This window comes from Legionella clemsonensis, assembly GCF_002240035.1.
Taxonomy (GTDB): Bacteria; Pseudomonadota; Gammaproteobacteria; order Legionellales; family Legionellaceae; genus Tatlockia; species Tatlockia clemsonensis.
In genome coordinates, this window is the sequence record NZ_CP016397.1 from 2,522,949 (window position 1) to 2,540,830 (window position 17,882).

Genomic DNA, 17,882 nt, shown 5'->3' on the forward strand with positions numbered 1-17,882 from the left:
ATAGGGCATCTATAATCATCTTTTGCATTTAAAAAATAAGTAGGAGAAAAACCCAGAACAAATCATAAGTACGATGGCAAAGAGATAACCCCATTTCCAGGATAGTTCCGGCATGAATTTAAAATTCATCCATAAATACTGGCGATAAGTGTAGGTGGCAGCAAAATCACAGCTGCGATTAAAATATTTTAATGATTGCGCTTTGATCTATATTGATAAATCCTAAAGTAGCGTCCAGTAGAAAATTTACTTTATTGGCAATAAATCGGCAAGTTAGCTTCTAATATCATGTCCTCCTCCTTGTGCTAATTTTTTTATCGGCAACTTCTGAAAAATCTGTACTAAAAGTGAAAAATTAGTCAAATAATTTACTCCATTCTTATACACCGAATAAAAATATTGTTTATGATAAACCAAGCAAATCATTTAGGCTGATTACTTGCTTTAGATCGGTATTCTTAGGATAATTCGCCAATTTGTTGTTATAATTTGGATAGACGTATGGGGCAGCTCGGGCAATTCATTATAAATCATTGGGTACTTTGGCTTGCGTTAATTATTATTTTACTTTTAATCTTTATTAACGAAGCACAAGCTCAAAAAAAGCGGGCTAAAGAATTGTCACCCCAGGCAGCTGTTGATTACATTAATCATAAAGAGGCAGTTGTTATTGATTTACGTGATGTAGAAACTTTCCGCAAAGGTCATATTGTTGATGCTATCCGTGCCAGCCATAAAGATTTCGATGAGCAACGCATGGATAAGTATAAGGAAAGACCAATAATTCTTGTTTGTGCACGCGGTTTGCAATCAGCTCAGCTGGCAACAAAATTACGCGAGAAAGGGTTCTCAGAGCCGCTAGTATTAGCTGGCGGTATTGCCGCATGGCAAGCGGCTGATCTTCCCATGGTTAAAGGAAAATAAGAAAAAGGAAGGATACTATGGCTGATGTAATTATGTACAGTACTGCCTATTGCCCCTATTGTGCGCGGGCTCGAGATCTATTAGATAAAAAGGGAGTTACCTATACTGACATTCGTATTGATAATGAACCTGACAAACGTGATGAAATGATTACTAAAAGCGGTCGACGCACAGTACCACAGATATTTATTAACGGTCAGCATATTGGTGGTTGTGATGATATATATGAGCTGGAAAGACAAGGGCATTTAGATAAACTTTTACGAGGATAAAAAAACAATGACAGATCAAACAAGTAATACACAACAGCAAGAAGCCCAATTCATGATTCAACGTGTGTACATGAAGGATTCTTCTTTCGAAGCACCCAATACACCAGCCATTTTCCAGCAAAAATGGGAACCGGAATTATCTTTGGATCTAAATACGCAGAATACGCAGCTCGAGCAAGATGTCTATGAAGTAGTCCTTACTGTTACAGCCACTGTTAAAAATCAGGGCACTAATGCTTTTTTAGCTGAAGTAAAACAAGCTGGCATCTTTACTATTCAAGGTCCTTCAAAAGATCAACTCGATCATTTGCTCAATAGTTTCTGCCCCAATATTCTTTTCCCTTATGCACGTGAAGCAATTACATCACAAGTTATTCGTGGCAGCTTCCCTCAGTTAGTATTAGCGCCAATTAATTTTGATGCTTTATACATGCAACAAATGGAAGAGAAACAGAAGGCTGCCAAAGAACAAGTTGAAAAAACACATTAATTATGAAAGCAAAAGCGATTGCCATACTTGGAGCCGGCTCTTGGGGAACTGCCGTTGCAATCCATCTGGCCAATTGTGGTAATCCTGTCATGTTGTGGGCTCATAACCCACAACATGTACAAGAAATGCTAGCAGAACACTGCAATCGACGTTATTTACCGGATGTTTCTTTCCCTGGCTCACTTGTTCCTGTGGCCGACCTGGAACAATGTCTTGAACAAGCAACTGAAGTGATTATAGCCGTTCCTTCTCATGCCTTTGCCAGTTTACTCGCTCAGATTCCCAGACCTTCTCATGGATTATCCTGGTTAACTAAGGGAATAGATCCCGTTACCAATCAATTACCGAGTCAGTTAGTTGCTGAGCGTTGGGGAGAAGAGTTTCCGGTTAATATTATCTCTGGGCCCTCTTTCGCACGAGAAGTAGCTAATTTTCTACCCACCGCATTAACCTTAGCCGGCAATAATAAAGATTATCAAAAAAGGATTCGTTCACTACTGCACCATGAGAATATCAGGGTCTATTTAAGTAATGACGGGGTGGGTATTCAGTTATGTGGGGCCGTAAAAAATGTTTTAGCCATTGCTTGTGGTATTAGCGATGGTTTAGGTTATGGCGCTAACGCAAAAGCAGCTTTAATAACTCGAGGTCTTGCTGAAATGACTCGCCTGGGAATTAAAATGGGAGCCAAGGAAGAAACGTTTATGGGTTTGGCAGGCGTGGGGGATCTGGTGTTAACCTGTACAGATGATCAGTCGCGAAATCGCCGGTTTGGTCTTTTTTTAGGACGAGGAATTAGTGTTTTGGAGGCGACGCAACAAATAGGACAAGTTGTAGAAGGAAAGCATAATGCTGCTCAGGTTTGTTCACTTGCTGCAAAATTTCACACTGAAATGCCGATTTGCGCCCAGGTGAATGCTGTGTTAGAAGGAATGATTACTCCACAACAAGCAACACAGAATTTAATGAATCGCTCTCCACGCGAGGAATAAGTCAGAAATTGAGTAGGTGTATTGAGAATGATGACGCTTTCATTTACATCACTGGATTTTATCTATGCAACAATTGATTGTATACCTCCTTCTGCTTTTTACCACTGCCCCAGCCTTTGCTAATCCTGCAATTTTTAAAACGAAAAAATTCTATACCATTTCAGGAAATAATGAAGAAGAATTACGTCAGCAAATGAATGCGCTAGGACCTAAGATTAATGAGGCGCATTTTGATGCGCAGACCATCTGGCATATTGGATGGCATTATACCTGGCAGATTGATAACCCCTCACAAAATCCTTGTTACATTATCCATAATAGTGTTACCGCCACCATCACCCTTCTGCTCCCTCGTTGGATTAACCAGACCTCGGCTCCAGCAGACTTAAAAAATAAGTGGGCACATTATTTAATTGCCTTGGAAAATCATGAAAAACAACATGAAATTAATGGAATAAACGCAGCAAAGGCGATTGAATATGCTTTATTAAAAATTCCTGCAATGCCCAACTGTAAAGCATTAAAAGAAAAAATTGACGAAACAGCAAAGGCAATTCTGAATCAACATCACCTTTGGGATCAACAGTATGATAGTGAGACTCTCCATGGAAAAAATCAAGGTGCGACTTTTCCCTGATAATGCCCTTTCAGTGTTTAGTTGTCGCTCTTTTTAAAAATAATGGTCGCTTTTAATCTGGCTCTCAGGTGTAAGAATCAGAACAGAGTGAAATTATTCTCCACATCCCCAGGGAGCACCACAACCAAGATCAAATTGTTGCAAGTCAAACTGCTGTTGTTGCTCCTTTTTTTCCTGGTTTAAAGCGCACAATTGTCGTATAGGTTGCTGAAACATGGATTGATGAATTGTTTCTTCGAGCTTCTCTAAACGCTCTATCGATGAAAACTCAATCTGATTAAGCTGTTTTAAGTGCAAATGAATACAAGGGCTGCACTCCAGGCTCGCATGTGATAAAGGGTCAAAACCAGCACGCCTTATTAATTGCACAAATTCTTTGTCTGTCGCTTGCCATAGGGGATTCCACAAGGTTCGACCTTGGTACAACTCATTTTGATAATCAAATTCCTGTAAATCCGCATAGCGTCGTGAATCACAACGGCGCTTTCCAGAGACTATCAAGGCTTCGCAAGAGGGGTCCTGTTCATCCAGATGGGTAAGTATCGTTAATCCTTTTAAGAAACTGGCACACCACTGAAATTTCGGATTGGGAAATTGCTTGCGAGCAGTTACCATTTCCATGAAAGTAGCTTGCGATCTCAACTGATGCACTTCCACACCTTGCGCTTTAGCATACGCTGAACAAGCAGCAACTCGCTTTGGCCAGGAAGCAGCAGCCCATCCCGTATCTACATACACGAAATGCACTTCGGCTAAATTTTTTTCAATAAGAGCCTGCATGGCCGCCAAAGAATGATTACCAAAATTACCGAGGATTACATACATAAAATTATAAATAATGCCCAAACCTGAACCTGAAGACAACGCATTGGTTTTGACTATTAAGAGGTTTAAATTTTACCCAAACGGCATATAATAAACGATTTAAAAAGTTACTAGAAGAGAGTAATAAAAAATTGCTCTGTACATGACAGATTTTTTGTCATATACAAAGAAAAAATTGTTCAAATTCTATGACTTCTGCGAAAAAAAATTCCTCTAACCATGTATTCCTGAAGAAATGATTCACTTGTTTAGCATTAAAAAACTGGATTTTGAGAGAGTTCAGGAAGTTCCTGTTCTAAAAGCCGCTCAAACTCAGAAACACTATGAGGTTCTGACCAAAAATGAAAGAAATTTCGTTTCATTTTGCAAATTTTTCTGACCTCATGAATACATTGTCCCACATCGGAATCGGGATTATTCTTTAAACGGTTTTGCAGGGTAGTTAGCAGCTCTCTTTTCCAGTCACTGTTTCGTACTGTTTTTCGTCCATTCCTTTGATGGGCAATATTTTCTTTAAGTGCTGTTATGATTGTTGTCAATTTAACGGTATTTGCATTCATATCTGATGCTTCAGTGGTTAAATCTTTGTTAGTATTGAGTTGCAATGGTTCTTTTATGTCTTCATCTACACGAATTTCCCTATAGAAATTGTCTTTAGCATCCCATAAATTTTTATCAGCTTCTGCTTCGCCTAACATTCGATAATCATAGAGATAATTGGCAGTATTAATTATATTTTTTGGAGAAGCCTGCACGATTAAAAAACAATACTGCCCTTGAGCATAACCCCATGTTGCGAATGGCGATAATAATCCTAATCCTTGTTGCGTTAGGATAGCACCCTGGGTTAACTGAAAATTATTGACTTCACTTGAATAAATAATCCAGCCTTTCGTTCTATTGAAATATAGAATTTGCCAATGACCGGGACCACCATTGCTGCCTGTGCGCAAAAAATAGACCATCCTTTTATCCAGTTTTTGCAGGTCATGTTCTAAATTTTCTCTCTTATCACCACTGACCCAGTATTGTTTTTCTTCGTCTTCACTAAATAAAAAAGCAGGACTAATATCTACCTGAACATCTTGCGTTACTTTCGAGTACTGAAACTGGACATTTTTCTTTAAAACTAATTGAGCTGCCTTTATAAGCATTGCTTCAGCGCAGTTTTGATTAGTAGCAGGCTTAATAAGGTGTGAATTTTTAATAGCTTTCCCCAAATTAATTAGCAAAGACAAAATTATTGAGAATATTAACAGAAAAAGATTAAGAAAAAATTAGGCTCTACCCCAAATGTAGGGGCACTTTAATCAGATTATAGTAATCTAACTCTTTGATTCCGCAATCAAAAGAGGATTAAAGTGCCAAGAAAAGATATTATCCTAAATTTACCTGGCTATACAATAGTCAAGGTGACAGGAAACAATCCTGTTTATATTGAAGTAAGATATACTCGAGTTGTGCGTTGTATTTACTGCAATGGCAAGCGATTAAGGAAGAAAGATAGTTTTGAACGCAAGATACGTCATGAATCGATAGGATTGCGTTATAGCTATTTACTTATTAAGTCGCATAAGTTTCAGTGCTATGGGTGTAAGCGCTATTTTAATCAGCGTTTTCCGGGGATAGGTAAATACCAGCGAGCTACAGAAAGCTTGCGTAAAGAGGTGTTTCACCATCATACAGAGGGTGTTAGTCAAAAGGATTTAAGCCGTCATTTCCATACAGGCAAATCAACGATAGAACGTTGGTATCATTATGGTTATGAACGGCAAGAGAAAAGGATTACATCACCCTTATGTCCTCGTGTATTGGGTATTGATGAACACTCGTTTACAAAGAAGCAGGGCTATGTAACTACCTTATGTGATTTAGGTAAGCATAAGGTTTTTGATATTGTTAAAGGCCGCTCAGGGCGAGATTTAGAGGCTTATTTTAAAACATTGGAAGGCAAAGAGCGTGTACGTGTCGTGTGTATCGATTTAAGTAGCAGCTATCGGGCTTTGGTGAAACGCCACTTTCCTAAGGCCAAGATTGTGGCTGATCGCTTTCATGTCATCCGATTAATTAACCAACTGAGCATGCAAACCTTTCATCAAATTGATCCCACAATGAAGTATCAAAGAGGCACACTCATGGCTTTGAAGACAAAGCCAGAGAATCTAACGTCATTACGTTTAAGCAAACGCGACCAATACCTGAAACAACAACCCGCGATTGCTGCGATTTATGATTTTAAACAACAGTTGCATGAACTATTAACTAAGAAGCATTGTACAGCAAAAGAGTGTAAACGCTTATTACCGCAATTCTTGGAAATGGTTAAAGAACTAAAGCAAAGCGCTTTTCAATCGCTTAGAACTTTAGGAAATACACTATTTAAATGGAGAGAGGAAGTCGTTAGAATGCTTCGTTTTACTAAGAATAATGGAATAACTGAAGGGTTTCATCGAAAGATGAAATTGATTCAACGCAGGGCTTATGGGTTTAGAAATTTTGAAAATTATAGATTAAGAGTTAGAGTGCTTTGTGGATGAGTAAAGTGCCCCCGGATTTGGGGAAGACCCTTATTATTATGGACCGTAATTGGTGCCCAGGGCCGGAGTCGAACCGGCACGGAGTTTAAGCTCCGAGGGATTTTAAGTCCCTTGCGTCTACCTGTTTCGCCACCTGGGCATTTATCTTGGAGGCTGAGGCCGGAATCGAACCGGCGTACACGGCTTTGCAGGCCGCTGCATAACCACTCTGCCACACAGCCAAAACTAATTTATTAAAAAAAAAGCGACTGCCGCGTCGCTTTAATTTGGAGCGGGAAACGAGACTCGAACTCGCGACCCCAACCTTGGCAAGGTTGTGCTCTACCAACTGAGCTATTCCCGCCTGTCTACGGGTTGCAATTCTACCGTAAATTAAAACGCTGTCAATAAATTAAAATTATTTTTTTTATTACTGTTTAATTAAACTCTAAACACGATGCAAAACGTTTATATTTAACCCAACTTAGCAACCTTCAGGTGTGCCATTACTCCAAAAATTTGCAACCGTTCCTCTCATTCATTTAAAGAACAGTTCATGGTTTCCCTGGAGTAAAATCGAATATAACTGACTTTCATGATCCGACGCGAAATTCTGCAAGAACAGTCCTGATTAAAAATAGACTACTCCATGAAAAATTGCTAGGAAGCTGCGGGTTGTTTATTGACTAACTGCGGCCATGCTATTGTCAAATATATTATCATAGACCAAATGGTTAAAATTGCAGCTACATAAAGTAAAATAAATCCCAACACGCCCCAACCTGATTGAGCAGGCGTAAAAGCAACCAATAGGAAAAGAGCAAACATTTGTAAGGTAGTTTTTATTTTGCCGATGTAACTGACCGTCACGCTAGCTCGGCTACCGATCTCCGCCATCCATTCCCGCAATGCTGAAATTACAATCTCCCGTCCCACAATAACGATGGCTGGGATGGTAATATAATTCATTTCTTTCGCCCCAACGAGTAACAACAAACAACAAGCAACCAGTAATTTATCCGCCACCGGATCAAGAAAGGCACCAAAAGGAGACATTTGCTTCAGCTTGCGTGCCAGATAGCCATCAAGCCAGTCAGTAAAACTGGCTAAAGCAAAAATGGTTGCAGCCAACCCATGAGCCCAACTAAACGGTAAATAAAATGCAATAATAAACACTGGTATAAGCATTATGCGCATTAATGTCAGTAAATTGGGTAAACTGGTTAAGGTACTCACTTGAGCCCTCCCTTTTTAGGCAAATGTAAATAATCCGCTAAATGCTGATAATCATCGAAAACTGCCTTTGCTCCAGCAGCAAGTAAAGCATCTTTCTGTTGATGATAAAAATCAACACCAATTGCATCCACACCAACACTCTCAGCCATTTCCATGTCGGTAATTGAATCACCCACCATAACGGCCTCTTCTGGCGTGATGTCAAAAGCATCTAAAATTTCTTCAAGCATTTGTGGAGAAGGTTTAGCTGCAGTCTGGCCAGCTGAGCGTGTTACCTTAAAAAACACATCCAAACCAGAGATGTGTAAAGCACGTTGTAAAGATTGCTGCCCTTTATTAGTAGCAATTGCTATATCAATCCCCGCCTGGTGTAGTTGATTAACAAACTCTCTGGCACCAGGTATTAAATAAACCTCCGTAGTGCGTGAAATTAGTGAATGCTGTACTGCATTCAATAATTGCTCGTGCTCGCTCTCATTTAAATGAGGAAAAATTTTTCTCAGCGCCTTTATTAAACCTAACTCTACAGATTGACGCGCTAGCTGCTCATCAATTTCACCAAAATTCAAACGCCTGGCTTCCGTTGCAACACTATTGAAAATTTGTCCCAGCGTGTCTCCTAAGGTCCCTTCCCAATCAAACACCACCAGACGATATGATTTACTCATAAGTTAACAAGTTCCTCGCACCTAATTTTTTTAGTGTCTCAATGAATCGCTCATCCAAATCGGCTTCGAACCGATAATTTTTTCCGTTCAGGTTAAATTGAATTGCCCTTGCATGCAAATAAAGTCGTAACTTTATTGTTTCTAAACCTGCTATTGGCTCTGTTTTACCATATTTTTCATCACCAACGATGGGATGTCCAAGAGAAGCACTGTGCACCCTGATTTGATGAGTCCGTCCTGTCTTTGGTACTGCTTCAACCAGACAAGCTTGTTGGTAATTTTCAAGCAATTTAAAAGCAGTTTGAGACGGTTTACCTTCTGAATGTACAGAGACAATGCGCTCACCAGACTTTAAAATATTTTTTAGCAGTGGCACGTCTATCAGAACCCTTTTTTTATCTTGCCATGAACCCTGCAACAAAGCCCAATAAATTTTTTGTACCTGACGTGCCTCCAATAAAGCCTGGATAGCACGTAACATGCTTCTTTTTTTAGCAAGTACCAGGCAGCCTGAAGTTTCTTTATCCAAACGATGCACCAGTTCCAGATAGGAAAGATCGGTACGTGTTTTACGCAATGCCTCAATGACTCCAAGACTTAAACCACTTCCTCCATGTACGGCGATACCTGCCGGTTTATTAAGTACTAAAAGTGTACTGTCCTCAAATAAGATACTATTTTGCAGTTGCTGTTCAAGTCTGGTGCCTACGAAAATTTCTTGAGTTTTGGCAATACGTACGGGAGGAATGCGCACTACATCACCCTTTGCCAAACGTAAGGAAGCCTGCGCCCTTTTTTTATTAACTCTTACTTCACCGGCACGAATAATTCTGTAGATGTGGCTTTTAGGAACACCTTTCAGGACTCTTATCAAATAATTATCCAAACGTTGTCCTTCTTCTTCACTACTAATTTCAGTGTAACGTACATCGCTCATTTATGCATAAACCTATTTGCTGTGGCTGTTTTTTTTGATAATATTAAAAATCGCGTGAATTACTCGCGCGACCGAATTATAACGTATAAACAGAAAGTTTATCAGCCGCCATACGAAAGTCGGCTATATCAGGGCCCGTTAACAATTTACAAATACGCCCAACTAGGTTTGTGCTCTTTACAGGCTCCTTGCTGGAGTTACCAGGCACAACAAATAGTTAAAGGCTTTATTTGTAGTATAATTGAAGATAGGTCCTAAAAATGAAAACGCGCTCCCTTAAGTTTAAGATAAAAGGAAGCACCCAATACCAGAGCAAAATTGAAAAAGAACTCATCAGATACCCACGCATGTCAGACATGCCTTACATCAGTTTCAGTTCGTTTCGCGAATGTCAGGCAAAGGATGGTTTCCTATGAATAAAACCGTCAATACCGCCTTTTTCTCACGAAATATGTCCTTGCAGATGTATTCTTTCAGCATGCGTCGCACTATTTGCAGGCAACATGCGTGTGGTCTGTCCTTACGGTTTTGGGAAATGCTTAAACAGAGTATTTTTTGTAGCGTTAAGAAACGTTTACTTGCGAAGGTTATTTGTTGGTTTCTTGGAAAAAGAAGAACACAAATATGAAAATCGAATATAGTTCAAGCATAACGTTGCTTTACAACAAGAAATAATTCCTTGCACTGTCTAACTTGGGTGGCGCCCTTTATGGGGTGAATTAATGGAAAAAATGTTAATAAATGCAACTCAAACTGAAGAAGTTAGGGTCGCACTGGTTAAAGACAATCATCTTTATGATTTAGACATTGAATGTCCGTCAGAAGTTAAGAAAAAAGGAAATATTTATAAAGCAGTAGTTACTCGACGAGAACCCAGTCTCGATGCAGTATTCGTTGAGTATGGCGCGAAACGTCAGGGGTTTTTGCCACTTAAGGAAATTGCTCCTGAGTATTTAAGCAGGCATCCAGATGAATTCGGCGATGAGAAACCTCCAATTACTTCTCTCATTCGCGAAGGGCAGGAATTACTTATTCAGGTCGATAAAGAAGAGCGGGGTAATAAAGGTGCAGCCTTAACAACCTATATTACCTTAGCGGGCTGTTATTTGGTCCTTATGCCGAATAATCCCAACTCTGGCGGCATTTCTCGGCGCATAGAAGGTGATGACCGGGATGAGTTAAAAGAAACGCTTAATGCACTGGCGTTACCCGATGACATGGGACTAATTATTCGCACCGCAGGCGTAGGCAAAAGCCAGGATGAGCTCCAGGCAGACCTTGATATGCTTTGCAATCAGTGGCAAGCCATTAAACAGGCTTATAACACGCAACTTGCTCCCTGCCTTATTCATCAGGAAGGCGATGTCATTATTCGCTCCATTCGTGACAATCTGCGTAAATCAATTGGTGAAATTATTATTGATGATCAGGTTTCTTATGTAAAAGCCAAGCAATACATTGAGCAAGTTAAACCTGATTTTTTACCGAATCTTAAACTGTATAGCAGCACGGTCCCTCTATTTAATTTTTATCAAATCGAAAGCCAGATTGAAATGGCCTATCATCGAGAAGTGCCTCTCCCTTCCGGTGGAGCGCTTGTTATCGATCGAACAGAAGCATTAGTTTCTATCGACATTAACTCAGCGAAGGCCACCAGCGGTTCAGATATTGAAACCACTGCGTTAAATACGAATCTGGAAGCCGCTGATGAAATTGCACGTCAATTGCGCCTGCGCGATTTGGGAGGTTTGGTCGTTATTGACTTTATTGACATGAGCTCAAGCAAAAATCAACGAGACGTTGAAAATCGTTTGAAAGAAGCGTTAAAGGCCGATCGGGCACGCATTCAAGTCGGTCGTATCTCTCGCTTTGGCCTGCTTGAAATGTCCCGCCAACGTCTTCGTCTGTCGCTGGGAGAAAATGCTCAGGAAGTCTGTCCACGCTGCGAGGGCAGAGGCACGGTAAGAAATATTCAATCGCATGGGTTATCCATTATTCGCCTTATTGAGGAAGAAGCACTTAAAGAAAAAACTGCTGAAGTGCAAGTGCAACTACCACCTGAAATGGCCACATTCATTATGAATGAAAAGCGTGAATTTATTTTCCACATCGAAAAGCGCCATAGTGTTCAGGTACTAATTATAGCTAATCCCTATTTACAACCGCCACACTATGAAATTACTCGCTTAAAAGAAGATAATGTCGGCAAAAATAAAAAACCGAGCTATTCCTTAATTCAGCAGCCTGAATTGGCTATTGTTCGTGCTGAAGACGGTACCAAGCTCGATGAGCCAGCGGTCAAAGCGTTCTCTTTACCTTCACCAGTGAAGGCACAGCACAATGGTTTTATCAAGCGATTATGGAATAGTTTATTTGGCGCTGGAGAGCCCACCGTATCCTCAGCAACTCGCCAGGAAAAAGTAACGCGGGGAAGCTCTCATCCACAAAAACAGGCTCAGACCGAGCGACGCCAGCAGGGCCAGGGAAATAGACGTCGACGTCCAAGTGGTAATCAAGCACGCAATCCCAATCAGCAGCGCAAAAAAAGCCAGGGAGGACAATCAAGCGGCCGAGTTGTCCAGATGAAGCCTGAACAGGCAAAAAAAAAAGCGCCGTCCAATAGGGATACCCAAGAACAGTGATGCTGTTAATGACTAACTACATTTCTCTGTGGGCTGGATCTTTATCCGGCCTACGGGTAAGACCAGTCACCACGCATAATGGCTATAAAAATAATATAAGTCGAAACAATTAACAGAATATGATACAAGTCATTGTCATAGCGGTATTGAATAGGTAATTCATAGCCTAAAATCGCATTGGCTCCTTCTCGTAATCCAATCCAGACAATATTTGATACAACGACAGCAATGAAACCTGTGCGCACCAGACCTTTTGAATAAAAGGCCGTCAACGAATAAATAAAAATAACGGACAGTGCTATATATAAAAAATTATGTTGATTTAAATAAAAAAAAGTAAACATCAAGGAAATTAGCAGAACGATAATACGAACAGGATCAGAAATTTTAATGGCATGAATCAGACAATAGTTTAAAAAGATAACTCCCAGACTTATAACAATCCAAATTTTTAGGATATAACTCCGATCAAACGCATAATGAACCCAGACACCTAGCAGCTTAAGAATTAAAATGGTCAGAAAAAACGTAACAATATAAATTGTAAATTTATGATTGCCTTTTGCCCACTGAACCGCTGCAATTAAAAAGTAGGAGAAAAGAAAAAGAGCATGAAGCGCATTGGTCCATGCATTGGTTGTCATTGCCGTCATGTGCGCCTCCTTCCTTATTGTCATGGCACTTGATAAAGCAACACTGCCTCAGCTCAGATTAAGTTCTGTCTTTTAAACCTGTAGCAATGGGTGTGACACCAATATTGGGATTAAAGCCACAATCATCCAGTAATTTTAATAAATTATTGCCACGGCGCGTTAATCGCTTGATACAATATTCTTCCAGGTAACTATAAAGAATATAATAGTAATCAGGCAATGTCAGAATAGTAAGAATTTTTTCTGCACGCTCAAGGTGATGGGGATTCGCGTAATCACAGGCTTGAAAGAGAACCGCAGCCAGCATGGAGGCAAAACTGGCCTTGCGAACTGGGTTAGCCAAATAAAATCGATGGATACATTCATCCAGGGCCCTATCTTGATCCCACTCTACCCAGGTATCATACAAACTAACGGCTAGAGCTGGATTAAATTCTTCAATCGGTATTGCACTTAATTCCTGCAATGCATAGGCTGCCGGCACAATTGCTTGAATATTAGCCCAGGAGCAATTACCTGCAATTTGTGAACTTATTGGTAACTGCAAAATTGGCTTTAAGCCTAATTTTTGATTGATGACTTCGTGGAAATAACGGCGACTTTGCTTTTTATAAAGAAATTCCAGTAAAAAATTAAGATTGATAACTTCAGGTCGCGTAATGTAGTAAATATTGACACTTCCTTCTTTAAGACTGTTTTCCCCTCTGTCAATTTTTGCCCACCATTGATTATAGCGGACAAAACCAAGCGCATGTCCCCGGCTGGCTGCTGGTAAAATTAACATAGGTGAAGCGACTAACTGCGCTAAACGTGCTTTGTGCTTATCAGTTAGCAAATTGTGTTGCTGAAACTGTAGCAATTCTGCAGCCACGCCAAAAGCATCCATTATCAGATATAAATAGGGAAAATGGCTGCGAAAATGACGGGTTGAATAGCTACTCGTAAACCGGCGTAAAGAATCTTTCACAACAGCGACAGTAAATTCTAAAATGAACCCTTCATAATCAAGTTCAATAAACTCACCCTGCGCGTTAACGATATCAACATCCCCAGTCAGTTCAAAACGGTGTCCCATTAATTTGCCGTTAATAAAATCCAAGGCAAAATCCAATTTTGCGCCATGTTGATACAGCAAATGCTTAAGGGAATCTTGTCCTCTCAGCACGGGATAAACCAATATGGATAAACCTGAGGTGGTATAGGCATTTGGATTTGCCCCGTGCTCTAATAGCAATCGTGACATTTCCATATCATTATTATCGACAGCCCAATGAAGTGGTGAACGACCTGTTACATCGGCTTTATTGACATCGGCACCGCGAGCAAGTAATTGTCTGGCAATTTCTGGCTGTTTGGTAATCGCACATTCGATAAGCGGCGTAAAACCATATTCATCAATATCATCCAATGATTCACCTTGACGCAGATAAAAGTCAAAATCAGGCATACGGCAACTGATGATGTCATTGGCTATGGTCATTTAAAAATCCTATGGCCTAAATTGAGGATCTGTTCGCATCTTCGGCATATTGCCTAAACGCAGTTGCTTTTCCATTTCCTGCTCACGCCGCTCATTATCAAATTCACGACGAGCCTCTGTATTTAAAGGAGGTTCAGGATTTAAACCTGGATCAATGCCGTCGTTACGCTGCGAATCCAGATAAGGATGCTGTAAAATACCATTTTCCATAGCCTCTTCTGGTGAAGATGGTTTATTATCTTCATCACCATGCTCGCGCGCATGTACCTTCGCCAATTTACTATGCTGCTGCTGTTCAGCAATACGCCTTTGCCGCTCCATGGAGCGCGTTTCTTCAAACAATAGGGAGCCCGTCCTCCCCGTAGTACGGGGAGGCCAGGAAGGTGTAGCAATGTCTGGTTTTTTTATATCTGGCATAACAACTAGTATAAATTATAAATAATCTCTCTGCAGAATTTCAGCAATCTGCACCGCATTGGTAGCCGCCCCTTTACGAATATTATCGGCCACTACCCATAAGTTTAACCCATTAGGATGAGAAATATCTTGGCGAATTCGACCCACAAAGACCTCATCCTGTCCTATAGCATGCGTAATTGGCGTAGGGTATTGTAACTTATTGAGATCATCAATTAGTTTAACTCCAGGCGCCTTACTTAACAGTTTACGTGCCTGAGCTGCAGTCATTGGTGCTTTTAATTCCAAATGAATCGCTTCGGAATGACCATAAAGCACCGGCACCCGAACTGTGGTAGGATTAACCAAAATTGAATCGTCCTCCATAATCTTCCTGGTTTCCCATACCATTTTCATTTCTTCACGACTATAGCCATTCTCCTGAAATTCATCGATGTGAGGCAGCACATTAAATGCGATCTGTTTGGGATAAACCGATGGCTTAACGGGTCTGCCATTAAGTAACTCACCAACTTGAGTAATCAGCTCATTAATCGCCTTTTTACCGGTACCAGACACTGCCTGATAAGTGGCCACATTAATACGACTAATGCCTACAGTATCATGTAAAGGCTTTAGTGCTACAACCATTTGAATAGTTGAACAATTGGGATTAGCAATAATGCCACGCTTTTTATACTCACTGATACGAGGTGAGTTGACTTCTGGAACAATCAAAGGAATATCCTCTTCATAGCGAAAGCAAGAGGTATTATCCACAACGATACATCCCGCTGCAGCAGCTTTAGGGGCATACTCTTTAGAAACAGAACCACCTGCTGAAAAAAGCGCAATATCAGCCCTGGTAAAATCAAATTCCGCCAAATCCTCAACATCAAACTGCGTGTTATTAAAGGTAACTGTTTTACCCACAGAACGCGAACTTGCTAATGGATAAAGATTATCGACTGGAAAATCACGCTCTTCAAGAACTGTTAATAATGTTTCACCGACAGCTCCAGTAGCGCCAACGACAGCGACATTTAAACGTCTATTCATTGCTTGCCCTCTTTGAGATGCCCTACAGACATCATTGGTTATATATTTTGTGCCTTGTGTCTTAAATAGTGATCCATTAATACCAAAGCCATCATTGCTTCGGCAATGGGAACTGCGCGAATACCTACGCAAGGATCATGACGTCCTTTTGTAACTACAGGCACTTCTTCTCCTTGTATATTGACTGTCTTGCCTGGTTTAACAATACTGGAAGTAGGTTTAAGCGCCATGCTTACTTCTATGGTTTGCCCCGTAGAAATACCGCCAAGAACTCCTCCTGCATGATTGCTTAAAAAACCGGCTTTATTCATTTCATCTCGATGTTGACTACCGAATTGTTGTACTGCATTAAAGCCAGCACCAATTTCCACGCCTTTAACCGCATTAATTGACATCATCGCATAAGCCAAAGTGGCATCAAGCTTATCAAAAACCGGGTCACCTAATCCTACAGGCACATTGCGAGCTTTCACGTTGATGCGCGCACCGATAGAATCACCTTGGCGACGTAATTGATCAATAGTACTGGCCAAATCTTGAACCTGATGCTCATTAGGACAGAAAAAAGGATTTGTATCGATAAAAGCCTCATCAACAAAATCGATAGTAATTGTCCCCATTTGCTGCAAATAACCCCTTATCTCAATTCCCAAATTCTGATGCAGATACAACCTGGCAATTGCTCCTGCAGCCACTCGCGCTGCTGTTTCCCGTGCTGACGAACGCCCTCCTCCCCGGTAATCACGATGCCCGTATTTATGATAATAAGTAAAATCCGCATGACCAGGGCGAAACAATTCTTTAATGTCATCATAATCGCTGGAACGCTGATCACTGTTCTTAATTAAAAGAGCAATAGGAGTTCCAGTGGTTATACCCTCAAACACGCCTGAAAGAATTTCTACCTTATCTTCCTCACGTCGTTGTGTTGTATATTTTGATTGACCAGGTTTGCGCTTATCAAGAAACGGTTGAATGGCCTCCGCTGTTAATGCCATACCGGGAGGACAACCATCCACAATACAACCAATAGCAGGCCCGTGGCTTTCACCAAAACTTGTGACTGTAAATAATTTACCAAACGTGTTTCCACTCATGAATTAATTACCTTGGGGCGAAAAATAAGTTTTCAACGCTTGCTTCGTCAACAGAAAAACACCGTGACCACCGTGTTCAAATTCCAACCAAGTAAATGGAACATGAGGAAATTCCTCTTCAAGTGCCTGGTCACTATTACCCACTTCAACCACTAAAATCCCTTCTTCCGTTAAATAATCATGGGCTTTTGCCAGAATTTTTTCAACAATAGCCAATCCATTATTTTCTGTTTCCAGGGCAAGCTTGGGCTCATGATTATATTCTGCTGGCAATGTTTGCATTTCTTCAGCGCCAACGTAGGGGGGGTTGGATACAATTAAATCGTAGTGCACCCGGGGAACCTTATCCCAGCAATCAGACTGTATAAGATTCACTGAATCTTGCACACCATGACGTTCACAATTAATGGCAGCTACAGCCAATGCATCGTTAGAAATATCGACAGCGTCAATAGTCGCTTCAGGAAAGGCATAACTGCAAGCAATAGCGATACAACCGCTACCGGTACACAAATCCAGAACGCGATGCACACGTTCTGCAATCAGCCAGGGAGCAAACTGTTGCTTGATAAGTTCTGCGATAGGTGAACGTGGAATCAATACCCGTTCATCGACATAAAAAGGTAACTCGCAGAAATAGGCGGTATGTGTTAAATAAGGGACCGGTACTTTATCTTGAATACGTCGTACCAGTTGTTTAATCACTACTTCTTTTTCTTTTGGACTTAAGCGGGCTTGAAAAACAACAGGATCAATATTCAATGGGAGGTGTAAGGTTTCCAGAATTAATGACAGCAGGTCATCCCAGGCGTTGTCGGTGCCGTGCCCAAAATAAAGATTATTAATACTTGCTTCACTTACACTGAAGCGCAAAAAATCAATGATGGTTTCAAATGAAGCAGTTTCTGTTTTGTAGGTTTCAATCATTATTCGCCTTTTGAGTGCTCACTTTAAGAGCAGTGTCTATAATTATCACAAATTGTACTTGAGTTTAGAATGTTTGTCCTGAATATAATACCGTGGTCTCTTCTATTATCACACCCCATTTACCTATGCTC

The 17,882-nt window shown here is 40.6% G+C and carries 20 protein-coding genes and 3 tRNA genes; 8 read left to right on the forward strand and 15 right to left on the reverse strand.

Going from position 1 to position 17,882, the window contains the following annotated elements; genetic code table 11:
* Positions 1 to 15: 15 nt before the first annotated feature.
* The gene (locus clem_RS15140) at positions 16 to 129 is read right to left on the reverse strand and encodes a CorA family divalent cation transporter (RefSeq protein WP_332460228.1); all 114 of its coding nucleotides are present in this window, start codon (positions 127 to 129) and stop codon (positions 16 to 18) included.
* 372 nt (positions 130 to 501) lie between these two features.
* Between clem_RS15140 and clem_RS11020 the strand changes: the two genes are divergently transcribed.
* From clem_RS11020 to clem_RS11040, 5 genes are all read left to right on the forward strand, one after another.
* Complete coding sequence (locus clem_RS11020) at positions 502 to 924, forward strand: rhodanese-like domain-containing protein (protein WP_094091610.1); 423 nt, start codon at positions 502 to 504, stop codon at positions 922 to 924.
* A gap of 17 nt (positions 925 to 941) precedes the next feature.
* A complete protein-coding gene (gene grxC / locus clem_RS11025) occupies positions 942 to 1,196 on the forward strand; it encodes a glutaredoxin 3 (RefSeq protein ID WP_094091611.1) in 255 nt (84 codons plus the stop codon).
* 7 nt (positions 1,197 to 1,203) lie between these two features.
* Positions 1,204 to 1,686: a protein-export chaperone SecB gene (secB, locus tag clem_RS11030; RefSeq protein ID WP_094091612.1), complete on the forward strand. Its 483-nt coding sequence runs from the start codon at positions 1,204 to 1,206 to the stop codon at positions 1,684 to 1,686.
* A 2-nt stretch (positions 1,687 to 1,688) separates the two neighbouring features.
* On the forward strand, positions 1,689 to 2,678 hold the full coding sequence (locus clem_RS11035; protein ID WP_094091613.1) for an NAD(P)H-dependent glycerol-3-phosphate dehydrogenase: 990 nt from the start codon (positions 1,689 to 1,691) through the stop codon (positions 2,676 to 2,678).
* Between the two features lie 64 nt (positions 2,679 to 2,742).
* The gene (locus clem_RS11040; RefSeq protein ID WP_094091614.1) at positions 2,743 to 3,315 is read left to right on the forward strand and encodes a DUF922 domain-containing Zn-dependent protease; all 573 of its coding nucleotides are present in this window, start codon (positions 2,743 to 2,745) and stop codon (positions 3,313 to 3,315) included.
* Between the two features lie 93 nt (positions 3,316 to 3,408).
* Here the strand turns inward: clem_RS11040 and clem_RS11045 are convergent, their stop codons facing one another.
* Positions 3,409 to 4,140, reverse strand: coding sequence for a phosphoadenosine phosphosulfate reductase domain-containing protein (locus tag clem_RS11045; RefSeq protein WP_232505458.1), 732 nt, complete (start codon positions 4,138 to 4,140; stop codon positions 3,409 to 3,411).
* A 254-nt stretch (positions 4,141 to 4,394) separates the two neighbouring features.
* Complete coding sequence (locus clem_RS11050) at positions 4,395 to 5,360, reverse strand: hypothetical protein (protein WP_094091616.1); 966 nt, start codon at positions 5,358 to 5,360, stop codon at positions 4,395 to 4,397.
* A gap of 141 nt (positions 5,361 to 5,501) precedes the next feature.
* Here clem_RS11050 and clem_RS11055 point away from each other — a divergent pair, with 141 nt between their 5' ends.
* Positions 5,502 to 6,677 carry an ISL3 family transposase gene (locus clem_RS11055; protein WP_094091617.1) on the forward strand — a complete coding sequence of 392 codons (1,176 nt, stop codon included), beginning with the start codon at positions 5,502 to 5,504 and terminating at the stop codon, positions 6,675 to 6,677.
* A 50-nt stretch (positions 6,678 to 6,727) separates the two neighbouring features.
* Here the strand turns inward: clem_RS11055 and clem_RS11060 are convergent.
* The 6 genes from clem_RS11060 to clem_RS11085 form a co-directional block, all read right to left on the reverse strand.
* Positions 6,728 to 6,816: transfer RNA gene (locus clem_RS11060), tRNA-Leu, on the reverse strand.
* An 8-nt stretch (positions 6,817 to 6,824) separates the two neighbouring features.
* Positions 6,825 to 6,898, reverse strand: a tRNA-Cys gene (locus tag clem_RS11065).
* Between the two features lie 46 nt (positions 6,899 to 6,944).
* Positions 6,945 to 7,020: transfer RNA gene (locus clem_RS11070), tRNA-Gly, on the reverse strand.
* A 296-nt stretch (positions 7,021 to 7,316) separates the two neighbouring features.
* Positions 7,317 to 7,892 carry a CDP-diacylglycerol--glycerol-3-phosphate 3-phosphatidyltransferase gene (gene pgsA, locus clem_RS11075; RefSeq protein WP_094091618.1) on the reverse strand — a complete coding sequence of 192 codons (576 nt, stop codon included), beginning with the start codon at positions 7,890 to 7,892 and terminating at the stop codon, positions 7,317 to 7,319.
* Entirely contained in the window at positions 7,889 to 8,560 is a 672-nt protein-coding gene (locus tag clem_RS11080; protein WP_094091619.1) for an HAD family hydrolase, read from the reverse strand. Before clem_RS11080 ends, pgsA begins: the two co-directional genes overlap by 4 nt.
* A complete protein-coding gene (locus tag clem_RS11085) occupies positions 8,553 to 9,497 on the reverse strand; it encodes an RluA family pseudouridine synthase (protein WP_094091620.1) in 945 nt (314 codons plus the stop codon). The genes clem_RS11080 and clem_RS11085 overlap by 8 nt, the downstream gene beginning before the upstream one ends.
* Positions 9,498 to 9,909: 412 nt before the next feature.
* Between clem_RS11085 and clem_RS15145 the strand changes: the two genes are divergently transcribed.
* Together clem_RS15145 and clem_RS11090 are read left to right on the forward strand one after the other, a co-directional pair.
* Entirely contained in the window at positions 9,910 to 10,125 is a 216-nt protein-coding gene (locus tag clem_RS15145; protein ID WP_232505459.1) for a hypothetical protein, read from the forward strand.
* A gap of 94 nt (positions 10,126 to 10,219) precedes the next feature.
* Entirely contained in the window at positions 10,220 to 12,139 is a 1,920-nt protein-coding gene (locus tag clem_RS11090; protein WP_094091621.1) for an Rne/Rng family ribonuclease, read from the forward strand.
* Positions 12,140 to 12,189: 50 nt separating this feature from the next.
* Here the strand turns inward: clem_RS11090 and clem_RS11095 are convergent, their stop codons facing one another.
* Genes clem_RS11095 through prmB form a run of 6 tightly spaced genes read right to left on the reverse strand, consistent with a single transcriptional unit; the run spans position 12,190 to position 17,751 of the window.
* Positions 12,190 to 12,792 carry a hypothetical protein gene (locus tag clem_RS11095; protein WP_094091622.1) on the reverse strand — a complete coding sequence of 201 codons (603 nt, stop codon included), beginning with the start codon at positions 12,790 to 12,792 and terminating at the stop codon, positions 12,190 to 12,192.
* Between the two features lie 58 nt (positions 12,793 to 12,850).
* Entirely contained in the window at positions 12,851 to 14,272 is a 1,422-nt protein-coding gene (ankH, locus tag clem_RS11100) for a Dot/Icm T4SS effector AnkH/LegA3 (RefSeq protein ID WP_094091623.1), read from the reverse strand.
* Between the two features lie 9 nt (positions 14,273 to 14,281).
* Positions 14,282 to 14,689 carry a hypothetical protein gene (locus tag clem_RS11105; RefSeq protein ID WP_232505460.1) on the reverse strand — a complete coding sequence of 136 codons (408 nt, stop codon included), beginning with the start codon at positions 14,687 to 14,689 and terminating at the stop codon, positions 14,282 to 14,284.
* Between the two features lie 15 nt (positions 14,690 to 14,704).
* Positions 14,705 to 15,727, reverse strand: coding sequence for an aspartate-semialdehyde dehydrogenase (locus tag clem_RS11110; protein ID WP_094091624.1), 1,023 nt, complete (start codon positions 15,725 to 15,727; stop codon positions 14,705 to 14,707).
* 38 nt (positions 15,728 to 15,765) lie between these two features.
* On the reverse strand, positions 15,766 to 16,824 hold the full coding sequence (gene aroC / locus clem_RS11115) for a chorismate synthase (protein ID WP_094091625.1): 1,059 nt from the start codon (positions 16,822 to 16,824) through the stop codon (positions 15,766 to 15,768).
* 3 nt (positions 16,825 to 16,827) lie between these two features.
* Complete coding sequence (gene prmB / locus clem_RS11120; protein WP_094091626.1) at positions 16,828 to 17,751, reverse strand: 50S ribosomal protein L3 N(5)-glutamine methyltransferase; 924 nt, start codon at positions 17,749 to 17,751, stop codon at positions 16,828 to 16,830.
* Positions 17,752 to 17,882: the final 131 nt, after the last annotated feature.

Coding starts and splice junctions, on each gene's coding strand:
- clem_RS15140 (WP_332460228.1), bottom strand. CDS start 129: ATGAATTTTAAATTCATGCCGGAACTATCCTGGAAATGGGGTTATCTC.
- clem_RS11020 (WP_094091610.1), top strand. CDS start 502: ATGGGGCAGCTCGGGCAATTCATTATAAATCATTGGGTACTTTGGCTT.
- grxC (WP_094091611.1), top strand. CDS start 942: ATGGCTGATGTAATTATGTACAGTACTGCCTATTGCCCCTATTGTGCG.
- secB (WP_094091612.1), top strand. CDS start 1,204: ATGACAGATCAAACAAGTAATACACAACAGCAAGAAGCCCAATTCATG.
- clem_RS11035 (WP_094091613.1), top strand. CDS start 1,689: ATGAAAGCAAAAGCGATTGCCATACTTGGAGCCGGCTCTTGGGGAACT.
- clem_RS11040 (WP_094091614.1), top strand. CDS start 2,743: ATGCAACAATTGATTGTATACCTCCTTCTGCTTTTTACCACTGCCCCA.
- clem_RS11045 (WP_232505458.1), bottom strand. CDS start 4,140: ATGTATGTAATCCTCGGTAATTTTGGTAATCATTCTTTGGCGGCCATG.
- clem_RS11080 (WP_094091619.1), bottom strand. CDS start 8,560: ATGAGTAAATCATATCGTCTGGTGGTGTTTGATTGGGAAGGGACCTTA.
- clem_RS11085 (WP_094091620.1), bottom strand. CDS start 9,497: ATGAGCGATGTACGTTACACTGAAATTAGTAGTGAAGAAGAAGGACAA.
- clem_RS15145 (WP_232505459.1), top strand. CDS start 9,910: ATGAATAAAACCGTCAATACCGCCTTTTTCTCACGAAATATGTCCTTG.
- clem_RS11090 (WP_094091621.1), top strand. CDS start 10,220: ATGGAAAAAATGTTAATAAATGCAACTCAAACTGAAGAAGTTAGGGTC.
- clem_RS11095 (WP_094091622.1), bottom strand. CDS start 12,792: ATGACGGCAATGACAACCAATGCATGGACCAATGCGCTTCATGCTCTT.
- ankH (WP_094091623.1), bottom strand. CDS start 14,272: ATGACCATAGCCAATGACATCATCAGTTGCCGTATGCCTGATTTTGAC.
- clem_RS11105 (WP_232505460.1), bottom strand. CDS start 14,689: ATGCCAGATATAAAAAAACCAGACATTGCTACACCTTCCTGGCCTCCC.
- clem_RS11110 (WP_094091624.1), bottom strand. CDS start 15,727: ATGAATAGACGTTTAAATGTCGCTGTCGTTGGCGCTACTGGAGCTGTC.
- aroC (WP_094091625.1), bottom strand. CDS start 16,824: ATGAGTGGAAACACGTTTGGTAAATTATTTACAGTCACAAGTTTTGGT.
- prmB (WP_094091626.1), bottom strand. CDS start 17,751: ATGATTGAAACCTACAAAACAGAAACTGCTTCATTTGAAACCATCATT.